This is a genomic window from Segatella copri, assembly GCF_019127135.1.
Taxonomy (GTDB): domain Bacteria; phylum Bacteroidota; class Bacteroidia; order Bacteroidales; family Bacteroidaceae; genus Prevotella.
This window is the reverse complement of the sequence record NZ_JAHOEA010000025.1, coordinates 43558-57678: the sequence shown is the minus strand read 5'-3', so window position 1 is coordinate 57678 and position 14121 is coordinate 43558. Positions and strand designations below refer to the sequence as shown.

The window sequence follows — 14121 nt, the reverse complement described above, 5'->3', positions numbered from 1 at the left end:
CTGTGAAAAGGCAAAAAATAAAAAGGGGTGCGTCACAGACTTATGACACACCCTCTTGAAACAGCCAAGAAATTCAGGGGTGTAGCAGTTCCCCAAAGTGGACACGAAAAAGCCAGAAAAAAGAGGGTGCACCATGAACTGATGGCACACCCTTCTAAAACAATTAACAATTTCACCAAGCTTATTACTTACCAATCTTCTTCATTCTGTCTACCTGCGTCTTTACTACATCCAATGTAGATTTATCGGTAGAGAAAACAGAATTCAGACCTTGCGCTTCCTGAGCAGGATCACCGGTGTAATCATCACCTACCTGCCACTGCTCATGCTTAGGATTGGCAAAGCCGCCCCATCCCCAGAAGTTACAACCGGCAAAGTAACCGCCGGATGCAGCATTGTCGCCAACAAGACTGAACACGTACTTATAATATCCGTCACGTGCTTCTGTTGTAGAAGAAGTTGAGAAAGAGAAACCATCACGAGGATAGCCGAACTCCTCCATAACCAATGGCTTCCTGATACGTCCGCATACCTCAAGATGTTCATCAATATACTCCTTGGTGTTCTGGCAGGAGATTCCCAAATCTTCCTGCAAATGGTCTTTTCTCGCCCAACTCCAGTTGTATGGCCAAAGATGAATGTTGCAATAATCCACATTCTTGTCGGCACAGATCCGTTCCCAACAGTTCAGTTCACCTTCGCATCCCCATTTGCCTTCGCTACCGATAGAAATCAGATGATTCTTGTCGAGCGAACGGATCAGCTTGCTTGTTTCACCCAGCCACTTTTCAAAAGCAGGCAACTGCTCTTTGCTGAAAGCACGAGGCTCGTTACCTATCTGCCATGACATGATAGCCGGGTCATCCTTATACTTCTTCTTTGTATATCTGTTGGTTCTCGTAAGTATGAATCTCACATAATCATAGAATAGCTGATGCGCCTTTTCGCAGGATGCATATTTGGCAACGAAGTTCATAAAGGCAGAATAGCCGTCGATACTAGGAAGCGGAGCCTTACCAAAACCAGCCTGCTCCAGATAATAGCCATAACCGCCACTCCATTCCCAGGAGTTGTTCAGGTAGAGCACGGCTACCATCTTGCGTTTGCCCATCTCCATCAGAAGATAGTCGAGACCGGCAAGAATCGTATCGTTATAAACGCCCGGAGCTTCCTGCAGCGTCGGTTCCACCTTGGTCTTCACTCCTCGCTTTCCATCAGAGCCCACCAGGATGCGGAGATTATCAATGCCCATCTCCTTCATCTTATCGAGTTCCCTACAGAGACGCTCACGGTTGCCGCCCTGTCCTTCTGAACCGAGGATTGCACCATACCAGAAATTGGTACCTACATAATAATAAGGTTTACCATCACGAACAAAATGTCCGTCCTTCACCTGCACAAAGTTTGACTTTGCAGAGATATTGCATGTAGCCAAAGCCATCATCAATAAAATAAATATCTTCTTCATTTATTATTTAAGTTTACAGTTTAAAGATTCATTTTCGGTTGCAAAGATACTAAATAAGGGCAAAAAAGCATGATACTTTTTTGCCCTTTCTACATATAAATCTAAACTATGCTTATTTATTATTGCTTTTTCTGCTTTTTTCTAAGGTTTCGGATAGATTTTCAGGTAATCTTCCATCCCTTCGGCTGCTCCCTGCATCACACCTTTAAATATATAGGAGTCGGAAACCACCTGCTTCTTTCTGTCGAAGATGGTCATGTGAGGAAGAGGCTGCACATTGATATCCCAGACGTATGGGATAAGTCCTGCCTTCATCATTTCGGCAGTCACAGCACCATACCATGCCATCATACTCTCATTATGCTTCTCCTGATTACCACCGAAGAGAGAGGCATCCTTACGGTTGGCACCATATTCACCGATGACTACCGGATACCCCTGGTCTACAAATTTACGTTTCATCTTCATCATCTGATTGGTGATATGCTGGTAGGCATCCACGTTCTTATTATTATACCAGATGGTGTTTATGGTTCGTCCCTGGTCATCGGCAGGCGCATGTCCTTTCCAATAAAGAGCCACCTTGCCCCAATCGGCATCCTTGTCCATCAAGGTAAATATATAAGGATCGTAGAAATGAACCTCTGCCATCAGGCGGTTCTTCGCCTTATCCTTCAGACGGGTGATATCATAAGAATCCTTGGCAGCCAAATCAATCTCGGTCTTTGGAGCCTGAACGATGAGTACACGGCTAGCATTATTACCACCGGTAGCACGGACGGCATCGATAAACACCTGTTCGTATGCCAGGAGCCGGTCGGCAAACTCCTTGCTTTCGGGAGCCATCATGTCGCCCTGAGCCTGCGGACTGGCACCTCCCACTCCCGGTTCGTTTAGGGCAGCAAAGAGAACCCGCTGGTCATACGCTTTGAATTCCTTTGCAATATTCGTCCACAGCTTGCGGAACATCTCCTTATGCTCTGCCACATTCACCCCACTGGTAAAGGCATCATGCTCCATCCATCCGCCATCCCAGTGTTCGTTGATGATGACACAGAGACCAGCATTGAGACCATAGTTTACGATTTCCTTGATTCGTTTCATCCAGACAGGATCTATGGTCATATTCTCCTTATCCGTAAGATGCCCAGCCACCCAGGATGTAGGGATGCGAAGACTGTTGAACCCCTGCTGCTTCAAGCTCCGGATATAACTTTCTGAAGTTTTATCATTCTGCCATGAAGTTTCCGACTTCAGTCCAGCCTGATTGGTAAAGACATCGTTCCAGTCGCATGCCTCCATCGTATTACCCAGGTTAACTCCTGGAGCCATATAGTGAGCCAGTTCGGTAGCCGTAAGTTTCATTTTCGAGATACGACCATCCACTGGTTTAACCTGTGCGCCAGCCCAAGCGAAATGAGCGGCAGCCAATATAATCATAACTATCTTCTTCATATATCAATCTAACGTATTATCGGGTTTTGAAGTTATCATGTTGCAAAGATAGCGAAAAAACAGTAGCGTGAATGTATATTTTTGATAAAAGGATAGGTATATTATGTTAGGATGTACGATATTTGCACAAAAAAAGGACGCACATCAGAGAAAGATTCCCCGATATGCGCCCACACCTACTTTATATCAAACCTAAAGACTTAATATCTCGTTTTTTATTTAGCAGGCCACTTTGCTGCAGCAACAGCAGCCTGGATACTCTCAAGCATATTAGCATTGCTAACACTTGCACCAGCACGGTTGAAGATGGTCATGCTAGGAAGACCGCTATTGGTATCCCATGCCATTGGAACACAACCATTATTGATAGCACTAGTTACAACAGCCTTGTAATAGTCCTTAACTGATGCATCATGAACAGCATCCTTACCGATGGCCAGACGCTGGTTGGCACCAAACTCACCAATCACTACAGGATAGCCCTTGTCGAAGAACTTGGTCTTCATCTTCTTCATCTGAGCCTCTACATAATCCTCGTTGTATTTGGCATCAGCTGTACGACCAGCCTCAGAACCATTGGTGTTATTCTTGCCCCAATAGAGGCAATACTTGCCCCAATCCTTGTCTTCACTCAGATCGGTAAAATTATATGGATCATAGAAGTGAACCTCTACCATCAGTCGGTCGGTAGCAGAATCCTTAATCTTAGACATGTAGTTGTTGGCTACAAATTTATCGATATCGGTATTAGGGCCCTGAACTATCAGAACTCGCTTGGCATTGTTGCCACCTGTAGCACGCACTGCCTCAATGAAAGTCTGCTCATACTCTGCAATTCTATTGGCCAAATCCGCAGTGCCCAGCAATGCATTGTCATCACCGCCACCCACACCAGGCTCATTCATACCGGCAAAGATAAGACGCTCGTCATAATTCTTGAAACTATTGGCTATCTGAGTCCAAATCTTGGTGAGTTTTGCCTTGGTAGCATCCACATCAGTAGCAGCAGTGAAGCCATCATGCTCAATCCATCCACCATCCCAATGCTGGTTGATGATGACATAGAGATTGTTCTTGATGCAGTAATCTACCACCTCGTGAACACGGGTCAGCCAATCGGCATCGATGGTGCAAGCCTCAGCATCTGTGATGTGACCCATCACCCAAGAACAAGGAATACGGACGCTCTTGAAACCGGAAGCCTTCACCAGGTCGATGAGCTGCTGGGTAGTCTTTGCCGACTGCCAAAAAGTTTCAGAACCGATACCGGCATTCTTCCAGTTATTGGCAGCATTTCCTGCCTCCATCGTATTACCCAGATTCCACCCCGGATACATCAAGGCAGCAATATCCATAGCTGTCTTGCTCATATCACCAGTAGTAGTACCCTGCTCCTGGTTAATGGTAACAGCTTCGGTGATGGAAGTACTGTCGTTTACCACCATGGTATAGCTGATGGTTGCCGAACGGGCATTGCTGATGTTGGCAGCCACAGAATAGTTGTGGGTGTATTCCACCATGTTGGCACGAGAAGTAATCTCACTCACCCAGTCATTGCTGATTACCTGAGAATAACTTGCATTTGCCTTCAGGGTTACTGTAACCTGACCACCGGCAGCCCCCACATTCATGGTTTTACCTGATGATATGAGCAGTCCCTCGGTAGAGTTCTGGCTCACGGTGATAGTTTTGGTATCAGAACCAGCCGCTACGGTGATAGTTGCCGAACGGTCATCATTGGCAGTATTTGCCTCTGCCTTGATGAGGAAATGATGGGTAATACTAGAAGAGCCAGCCACTGGAGTTACAGCCAACCAAGCCGCTTCGGTAGAAACCGTTGGTACCTGAGCCGCCTTGACATATAAATCAGTCTCACCACCATTCTTCGTAAACGCCATATCAGAACGGGAAACCACGAAGTCCTTAGAGAGTCCTTCACCGCCTCCGATGGTATCCTCATCAGAACAAGCTGAGAAACTGACCATGGCAAAAGCCATGATCAGAAACGATAAAATTGTTATTTTCTTCATATTCATAGAATATCAAAATAATACGTATGATTACTTACTTGGAGTCAAGACATGATTAATCTTAACCTTAACCTGAGTAGGATCAACCAGGTCTTTCCACAAATCGTAGAGTTCGATGGACCAAACCACTGCACCCGAGCACTTATCTGCCAAAGAAGCGGAAACCTCGTAGGTGCCATCGCCCTTCACATAAGTGCGACCGAATTCAGAACCGCCCCAGTAGCTAGGATACCAGCTAGGTGTGGCATAAGAAAGTTCTGTCTTGTAGTTCTTGGAAGCAGAATCCTTCAGGTTGCCGTCGATACCTGTGATGGTAAAGTTGACAATCAGATTACCAGTGAATGACAAGGCTGAAGCATCCACTCCATTTGCCTTGGTATTACCATACTCATTGTAGATTTCAATGCGACCGTCTGTGCCCTTGCCATCCTTGTTGACGAACTCTGTCTTGGAGAAATCCATAGAGAATTCAGGATCCACATCAAACTTGATGCTCACAATCTCTGCAGTAATCTTGGATGCATCGATGGCATCAGCTGCCAGATTGTTGATATCCACACAGAATACCGCTGCACCTTCTGCCTCGGCACCACCTGTCTCCATCCAAACCGTATAGAGACCATCGCCAGTAACGTTGGCATCATACTTGGAATTATCAAAGGCTGACCAGCGACTTGGATCCCAAGAAGCATCACCATATTCCAAACCAGCCACATGACTGCCCGCACCTTCCTTCATGTTATCTGTCAAACCAGAAAGACGGAAAGTAACCACCATGTTCTTGGTAAACTTAATCTGAGCCTGGTTGATGCCAGGATTGCTGCCCGTAGAACCATACTGGTTGAAAATCTCGATACGGATTCTACCATTATTTTCAAGGTCACCGACAACCAATTTGGAATTATCAACCTTCAACTCAGGTGACATACGAACAGGACGAATCGCCAAGCCCAGGTTGCGGGCCGAAACACCAGATGAAGCAGTACCATTGCTCAGATTGAGCGTCTGGCTATAATCCGTAGCGATGCTATAGTTATTGCCGCTCCAATACAAGCCCTGGTTGCCCTCACCTACCTTGGCAGTTCCATTGCGGTAACCGGTGTAAGGCATAAAGATGCTGTTGCCATTGGCTGCAGTAAATCTGATACCCTTCACGCCCTTCACCTCAACTTCTGTCTGAGTGGTATTGGCAATCAACTCACTCATCTGATCAGCTGTAGGAGTAGAACTGCGCATCAAGGCACCCGCATCCACGTTCACCTTCTTCAAGATATCCTTATCCGTACCGGCGATATCTTCCACTGTATTGTAATCGATGAGATAAGTACTCTGATTCACACCAGTCAAATCACCATAGCCCAGAAGGGTACCTGTCTCTTCCTCTGATTCTGCACCCAGGTTGCATTTAGCCCAAAGGATGCTCAAACCCAAGTCAACATATTCCATTGTCTGAGCAGGAGTGGTAAAGCTCTTGGTCTCACCATAGACAAAACCATCGCCCAACTCGAAATATGATGTATAATAGTAAGTAGTTCCAGGAAGCAAACCTTCCACACGTTGACTGATGGTCTTGGCACTGGCAGAGATTGGATAATTGATACCATTCTCTACATCTGCCTCAGAGGTTGAAATCTTGAAACCATAGTTCATCTGGGTCTCTCCCTCTATCAGGATGCCTTCCAAGCCATTGGCTGTAGCACTCAGGGTAGCCTTGGTAGCCGTAACATCCGTGGCTCCGGCTGTAGCAATCTGGGCATCGGTAGCCACGAAGCTCTTCACCTCACCAAACTTGGTTACTATGCCCTGCAACTGTACGTAGGTGGCATAATAATAGGTATTACCCTTGGTCAATCCCGAGAGAGTAACGGTTACATTACCTTCGGCATCAATAACGCCTGGCTGCTTGGTACCGGCTGTGGTAGGATCGGGGTTGGTACCGTAAACAACACCTACCGCATAGGCACCTGCATCCTGCTTACTCAAGTCCAAGACCTTGCCGCTGACTACTGCCGAAATAGCAGTAACAGAAGCATCTCCCGTCTCAATGGTGCTAATCACATTTCCTGTGGCTGCAGAGTAGTCATCATCATCGCTACAGGAAGAGAGCGAGCAAAGACCGGCCATCAGCAGCATCACACCTGCTAAATATTTCATTTTCATAATCTAATCCACATTAAAGTTTCTAATCTTATTTACCCTCTGATGGTGTCACTACAGGAGCACCTGTATCCATCTTCACGGTGATAACCACTTCGATGCTTGAAGAACACTTGAAGTCGGTAAACTCATTTTTGCCGGAATCAAACTTGAAGCATGCGGCAGGTCCCCATGGGTTCAATACATAACGACGGAAGGAGTTGGTACTTGGGTCGTCATCTGTATATCCTCTTGGGATGAGTGTATCATCAAAATCAACACTCTTGCCATCTACCTTGATGCTCTTGATGGTGATATCGCAGTTTGGATTGTCCTTCAGAATCTTGTTGACGTCGATGTAGAGAAGATATGGATTGCTCTCTGCACCCTCAAACTTCAAGGAATAGTCGCCATCGCCTGTGATGAACACATTGGTGCTCATATAGTTGGCGATATCGCCATCGTGCTTCCAGCCCCAACCGGAGTTGTTGAAGAAGAGGTTTGCCTTATACTTAGGACCTGATGCAGAACTTGCGCTCTGGGCTACCCAGTGGTATGCCTGATACTGATAGAGATTGCCCTGGTCATCAAGACACTGGCTACCGAGCCACAGATCCTTCAGATGTCCGGTATAATCATCCTTGCTGACTTTCAGGATGCGCAGGGTGTTGTCGGCATTGGCATGCATGTTGTAATTGCCCGTTGCAGAAAGCTGGGTATTTCCGAAGCCCTTGTCGAAGGTGAATACGCCCTCATCGGTCAAGGTATATTTACCAGAAACCTGACTTCCATCAGGAGCGGTATAGATATAACTCTTTGACTCGCTGTTCATCACGAGGGTTGCATCCTCGATACCACTAGCTGCTGTAAGCTGAATGCCCTTGGCACTACCGTCGAGGTTGCAATAGTCAAACTGCCGTCCCTCTTCATTATCAGGGTTAGCCAACTTGTAGGTGATTTCCTTATTGGTCTTCTGCTCTACCCAGTCGCGCCAGTCTGTCATCAGCGTTGGCTTCACCTGGGTGTTCTCTGGCGCGGAAGGAGTCCAATTGTCCCAGTATTCCTCTGAAACGAAGTTGTAGCAAAGCAAGCACTTGCCCTCATCAGAATTGTCTCGAACTGTTGCTATCTGCAAACGGTCGTCGGCAAGTCCCATCAGTTTCAGTCCGCTACGCCAGTTGGTAGCAACCTGGTCATGTCCCGAATTGTGGAGCAGCTCCGCATCCGAGAAGGTGATGGTATGATTGTCTGTATCCAGCATGTAAGTACCCTTAAGGGTCTCACCTGTCTCAGCATTATATACGGTGACATGGGCACCGCCAATCAGGTCGAACTCCATATAACCATAGTCGATAGCCGACATCACCCAGGAGTTGCCTGCGATATCAGGAGTCCAGTTCCAATGGTCGCCGGCAGAAGCGATCTGTCCCATCATACAGGTACTCCAGTCATCATCCATACCCCAGAATCCGAGCGGACCTGCCCAGAGGTCAGAATGCTTGGTGATGGTATTGGCATCGATATCCAACTTCCATCGCTTCGATTTGCCTACACCTCCGCTCAGGTAGGTCCAAAGAGGATCGGTAACGAATTCGGCACAGAAATCATCTACCTTGAACTCGGCGTAGGGTCCCCAGAGGAAACCGCCGCGGGTTTCAACACCGACACGTGCCTGATAGGTACCATTGAAAGGAATCTTCAGGCTCACCTCATCCTGCTGGAAACGTCCCTGAGGCGTATCAAAGACCACCGAATAGCTCGATGGCAACAGACTCTTGAACTTGACGATATTAGGATTGCTTTCGTCGTGAGTAATCGTGAAGGCGATGTTCTCTGCCAAATCCTCAGAAGACAAGTTCTTATCGCCCAGATCAAACTCGTCTGGAGAGCAGCTCGCCATGATGAGAATCATGACAGCTGCCAAAAGCGAATATATTTTATTTATAATCTTCATAAAACCAATACTTTAAAAAGTTAGAATTACCAACCTGGATTCTGCTTCAGGAGACCATGAGAAAGTCCGATCTCGGTGATAGGAATCTGAATCAAACCACGTTTCTTGATGATATTCTCGGCACTGATGGATACGGTGGTTTTCTCGCCGCCATCCTTCACTTCCCAGGAACCGGCAATCTCCCTGGCTGCCTGCTCCACGCCCTGACGGAGCTGATCCCAATAGCGGATTCCCTCGAAGGCAAACTCAAGCTTGCGCTCTTTCAGGATGTTCTCCTTGGTGGCTGTCTGCTGAGAATAGTTGCCACTCAGGGTGGTGCCATCATCCTCGGTATAAGCACGCTTGCGAACCTGGTCGAAGTAAGACTGGGCATTAGGACTGCCCAACTCTGCTGCCATCAACAGGACATCGGCGTAACGGACGAGGACCCAATCCTGGAACTGACTGATTTGGAAATCGCCTGCACCCACTGTTTCCGTGTAATGCTGCAACTTGCCATCACCAGCAGTTTCGTGCTTAGACAAAGGGGTATATTTCTTAACGAAATATCCGGTGTATTCACGCTGGTCGGCAAGATAGGTGTTCTCGTAATCCTTCAACTGTGAAGCATCGATGATAGAGGCTGAACGGCGGGTATCACCCGTAGCATAGGCTGAAGCAATGGATGGTGTAACAGTGCATGCACCCCAACCCTGGCCATAGCCTTCGTAAACCAGACTACCGGTACGCATTCCTATCATTACCTGGAAACGGTTACCATCATTGTTGCCATTATAATCGGCTGTGTAGTTGAACTTCATCGAGAGTATGGTCTCTGGGTTTCCAGGACCAGCCCAGGAAGAGTTCTCATGTGCCCAAAGTCCTACGTGGTCACCGCTCTTGTCATCAGCAGAAGCTGGCCACAAATCTCTGAATCGAGGTACCAGACTGAACTCGCCACTGGAGATGATATCCTCGCAGGCTGCCAGGGCATCCGCCTTGGTCAAGCCCAGCTGATCAGGCTCCTTGCCATAATAGCCACTATAGAAGAGGTATGCGCGAGCCAGAATTGCCTCGGCACCATACTTGGTGATATGTCCATCGTTGGTAGCCGCATCCTTCTTAGGATAGGCATTGGCAGGAATATGCTCGATGGCATACTTCAAATCTCTGAATACCAGACTATATACAGAGTCAGGAGCAGCCTGAGGAACCACTTCGCTGGTGGCATGTTCCAGCAACGGAATATTCTCCCAAAGGCGAAGCATATCGAAATAGCACAAGGCACGAAGAGCATGAGCCTCACCCAGATAGGTGTTCTTTGCATTCTCATCATCCCAGGTAATGCCTTCACCCTTATCGATAAACTCATTGCAGCGGAAGATGGCTGCATAATAGCTCTTCCACAAGGTTTCGTGCATATCGGTATAAGACGGTGCCTGATTCATGTCGAAACGGTCGAGAATCTGCGTGTTGCGGCCATCGGTGTTACCCGTACCGCCAAAGCACTCATCACTCATCGTCTCGGTCAACTGATAGACGGTGAACGAAGGACCATCTGAAACGGTACGCTGCCAACCATCGTAGCAGGCATAGAGCGAGCGAAGTCCATCTTCCTGACTCTTATAGAAATTGCCGGAATTTGATTCTGTCTTGGAAGCCACATCCAGCCAACTGTCGCTGCAAGATGCCAGACCTCCCATAGCCAAAATACCCAAAGCGGCTATCTTTATTTTATTTGTCTTCATAATGATATCTCCTTTAAATTAGAACTTAAGATTCAAACCTACCATGAAGGTACGTGGACGTGGATAGTAACCCAAATCTACGCCTGATGCCCAACTATTGACACCATAACCGATTTCTGGGTCCATGCCGTCATACTTGGTAAAGGTAAACGCATTCTGAACCTGGAAGTACAAACGGGCCTGAGATACGAACTTCTGATGAAGCAGCTTGGCAAAATCATAACCTAAGGTGATGTTGCTGATTCTCAGGAAGTCACCATCCTGGATAAAGAGGTCGGAGAACTGATAGTTCACATTGGTCTCTGTTACACGTGGATATTTGTTGGATGTTCCCTCACCTGTCCAGCGCTGCAGAATAGCTGAAGTGTAGTTGGCAGTCTTGGCACCTACATTGCGGTAGCTCTGAACGATGTCGTTGCCTACAGAACCGTTGGCGGTTACAGAGAAGTCGAGTCCCTTGTAGCCGAAGCCGAGTGAGAAACCATAGGTAAAGTCTGGCATACCATTGCCCAGGTTTACCTTGTCGGCATCATTGATGGTACCATCGTGGTTGACATCGTAATACTTCACATCGCCTGGTTTTACAGAAGACCCCTGAAGTACGCCATTGCCTGCCGCTACCCACTCGTTGATTTCTTTCTGGTTCTGGAAGATACCAGCGGTCTTGTAACCCCAGAAGTAACCGATTGGTTCGCCATTGCTGCAACGGTAGAACTCGGTAGAGTTATCATAGAGCTGACCATTACCATCGGTACCATGAATGATACCATCGGATGTAGGGATGCTTCCCACCTTATTCTTATTATAGGCACCGTTGACATTCACATAGTAGTTGAAATCTCTACCAATGTTGTCGTTCCAGCCCAAACCGATTTCTATACCGGTATTCTCTACGTCACCTCCATTGAAATAAGGGGCTCCCGTACCGGCTGTGCCTGGGATAGGCTTAACCAGCAACCAGTCTTTGGTGGTCTTCTTATACCAGTCGATGTTGACATTCAGCTTGCCCAGGAGACGCAAATCCAAACCGAAGTCCAACTGCTCTGAAGTTTCCCACTTCACATTCTCGTTAGACAGACGGCTTTCGTAAGCACCATAGTAATTTGACTGTCCGTCAGCACCCAAAGCCGTACCGAAGTTATAGTAAGCGCCCGATGTTGAGATAGGAGAAATAAACATCAGGTCGCCAATATTCTGGTTACCAACCTGTCCCCAGCTTGCACGCACCTTGGCATAATCAAGCACCTTGAGCAGAGGCTTCACCCATTTTTCATTGGTTACAATCCAACCGGCAGAAACAGAAGGGAAGTAGCCCCAGCGGTTGCCACGGGCAAACTTAGAAGAAGCATCGGCACGCAGGGTAGCTGTTGCCATATAGGTTTCCTTCCAGTTCCAGCTTACACGACCAAAGTAGCTCACCATGCGCTGTGACAGAGAAGGAGCACCGCTGGCACCCAGACCATCGGTAGCGGTGGCAGCGGTACCATTGCTTACATAAGCATGGTTCCAGTCGGCAAAGCCACTCTTCAGGGTGGCATTGGATGCACTTACGCCTACGCCATCAAAGCGCCAGGACTCCATACCTGCCAAGGCTGTGAAGCTATGATCCTTTACCTTGAAGTCGTAAGACAGGGTGTTGGTCCAGGTCAACTGCCAGTTATGTCCCATATTCTGGTTCACACTGGTACGGTTGGCTGTGTTGTAGCTATAGATAGAGAACTGATAGAGAGGAGTAAACGAACGGTAATCGCTTGCATAATATTCGTAACCTACTACGGTGCGATACTTCAAGTTCTTGATAGGCTCAATCTCCGCATACACATTACCGGTGAAACGGGCTGCATTCGACTGATTGTTATTGTTCGTCATCATCAAGCCGTATGGGTTGCCATCGGCATTATACCAGTCGCTGTTGCTGGTATCATTAAAAGGAGAATCATACTTGTTGTTGTCGCTATAGACTGGCGACAATGGAGAGGTATTGAAGGCACTGCGCAGAGTGTTGTTGTAAGCATTGCCCACAGCGATACCCGTATTCTGGGTATAGATGAAACTGATCTGCTCACCCACCTTCAACCAGTCCTTCACCTTCCAGTCGGAATTGACACGGAAGTTGTAACGTTCATAATTGCTGACGTCCTTGCCGCCAACAATACCTTCCTGGTTCATATAACCCAGCGTCATGGCATAATTGGCAGTCTTGCTACCGCCATTTACACCTATATTATAAGAAGAAGTTTTGGCATTCTTCACAAACATCTGATCTACCCAGTCGGTGTCAATCAAATCGCCATTGGCATCATAGATACTCTTGTATTTACTCCAGTCGTAGGCGTTCTTACCCGAGTTGATGGCAGCCTCATCCAGAATAGTCATATACTCACTGGCATTGAGCATATCAATGCTGCGTGGCTTGTTCTGCCAACCCACATAGCCGTCGAAGCTAACCACGGCACGGCCTTCCTTACCACTCTTGGTAGTAATCAGAACCACACCATTGGCCGACTGCGAACCATAGATGGCAGCCGATGCCGCATCCTTCAGCACATCAATGCTTTCGATATCGGCAGGATTCAGAGAAGCGATGTCACCACGTACACCATCAATGATGTAAAGCGGATCAGAACCACTCACGGTACCCATACCACGGATGTTTACCTTCAAACCGGAACCCGGCTGACCGGATGTTGAGATGATGCTCATACCAGGAGTCTGTCCCTGGAGCGCCTGAAGCGGATTGGAAGTGTTCAACTTGGCGATGTCATCACCCTTCACGTTGATGTTAGCACCCGTCACCAGCTTTTTCTTCTGAACACCGTAACCTACTACGACAACTTCATCAAGTGACTGCTTGTCTTCATTTAAGGTTACGTTGATTGTCGAACCTGTAACTTTAATCTTTTGGGTGATAAAGCCAAGATACGAAACTTCGAGTGTTTGTCCATTCTTTGCTTCAATGGTAAAGTTACCATCCAGGTCAGTAACGGCACCCGTCTTTGTACCCTGCACCATGACACTTGCACCAATCAATGGTTCATTGTCACTGCCAGAGATGACAGTACCCTTAACCGTCTGAGCATTGAGGACACCCGCTCCGATTCCTAACATTGCCTGGAACACCAACATGATGGCTACCAGAGCAACTTTGCAGAGCATGTGGCTCTGCGAGAATTTCTGAGATGTTTTTCTCATAATTACTTTAGGTTTAAATTAATAATTGTTGCTTCTAGGTGTAATATAGGGCCTATGTAACATAGGTCGAATATTGCCTTTATATAAATAAGGTATAAGCCTCGGTTATGAGGATTGCCTCGATTTATCGTTGTTTACATTTACTTTTCGGGGGCAAAG

At 47.2% G+C, this 14121-nt stretch carries 7 protein-coding genes; all 7 read right to left on the bottom strand.

Annotated features, from left to right (window positions below):
• Nucleotides 1–184 precede the first annotated feature (184 nt).
• A complete protein-coding gene (locus tag KSW37_RS08275; protein WP_217314032.1) occupies nt 185–1468 on the bottom strand; it encodes a glycoside hydrolase 5 family protein in 1284 nt (427 codons plus the stop codon).
• 141 nt (nt 1469–1609) lie between these two features.
• Nucleotides 1610–2923 carry a glycoside hydrolase family 5 protein gene (locus tag KSW37_RS08270; protein ID WP_217314031.1) on the bottom strand — a complete coding sequence of 438 codons (1314 nt, stop codon included), beginning with the start codon at nt 2921–2923 and terminating at the stop codon, nt 1610–1612.
• 215 nt (nt 2924–3138) lie between these two features.
• Nucleotides 3139–4953: a cellulase family glycosylhydrolase gene (locus KSW37_RS08265; protein ID WP_217314030.1), complete on the bottom strand. Its 1815-nt coding sequence runs from the start codon at nt 4951–4953 to the stop codon at nt 3139–3141.
• Between the two features lie 30 nt (nt 4954–4983).
• Nucleotides 4984–7107 carry a hypothetical protein gene (locus KSW37_RS08260; RefSeq protein ID WP_254368593.1) on the bottom strand — a complete coding sequence of 708 codons (2124 nt, stop codon included), beginning with the start codon at nt 7105–7107 and terminating at the stop codon, nt 4984–4986.
• Between the two features lie 34 nt (nt 7108–7141).
• A complete protein-coding gene (locus tag KSW37_RS08255) occupies nt 7142–9043 on the bottom strand; it encodes a hypothetical protein (RefSeq protein WP_254368592.1) in 1902 nt (633 codons plus the stop codon).
• 26 nt (nt 9044–9069) lie between these two features.
• The gene (locus KSW37_RS08250; RefSeq protein ID WP_022120883.1) at nt 9070–10770 is read right to left on the bottom strand and encodes a RagB/SusD family nutrient uptake outer membrane protein; all 1701 of its coding nucleotides are present in this window, start codon (nt 10768–10770) and stop codon (nt 9070–9072) included.
• 18 nt (nt 10771–10788) lie between these two features.
• On the bottom strand, nt 10789–13962 hold the full coding sequence (locus KSW37_RS08245) for a SusC/RagA family TonB-linked outer membrane protein (protein ID WP_217314029.1): 3174 nt from the start codon (nt 13960–13962) through the stop codon (nt 10789–10791).
• Nucleotides 13963–14121 lie beyond the last annotated feature (159 nt).

Excerpts from the sequence above, each read along its gene's own strand:
- KSW37_RS08275 (WP_217314032.1), bottom strand. The coding sequence starts at position 1,468 with ATGAAGAAGATATTTATTTTATTGATGATGGCTTTGGCTACATGCAAT.
- KSW37_RS08270 (WP_217314031.1), bottom strand. The coding sequence starts at position 2,923 with ATGAAGAAGATAGTTATGATTATATTGGCTGCCGCTCATTTCGCTTGG.
- KSW37_RS08265 (WP_217314030.1), bottom strand. The coding sequence starts at position 4,953 with ATGAAGAAAATAACAATTTTATCGTTTCTGATCATGGCTTTTGCCATG.
- KSW37_RS08260 (WP_254368593.1), bottom strand. The coding sequence starts at position 7,107 with ATGAAATATTTAGCAGGTGTGATGCTGCTGATGGCCGGTCTTTGCTCG.
- KSW37_RS08255 (WP_254368592.1), bottom strand. The coding sequence starts at position 9,043 with ATGAAGATTATAAATAAAATATATTCGCTTTTGGCAGCTGTCATGATT.
- KSW37_RS08250 (WP_022120883.1), bottom strand. The coding sequence starts at position 10,770 with ATGAAGACAAATAAAATAAAGATAGCCGCTTTGGGTATTTTGGCTATG.
- KSW37_RS08245 (WP_217314029.1), bottom strand. The coding sequence starts at position 13,962 with ATGAGAAAAACATCTCAGAAATTCTCGCAGAGCCACATGCTCTGCAAA.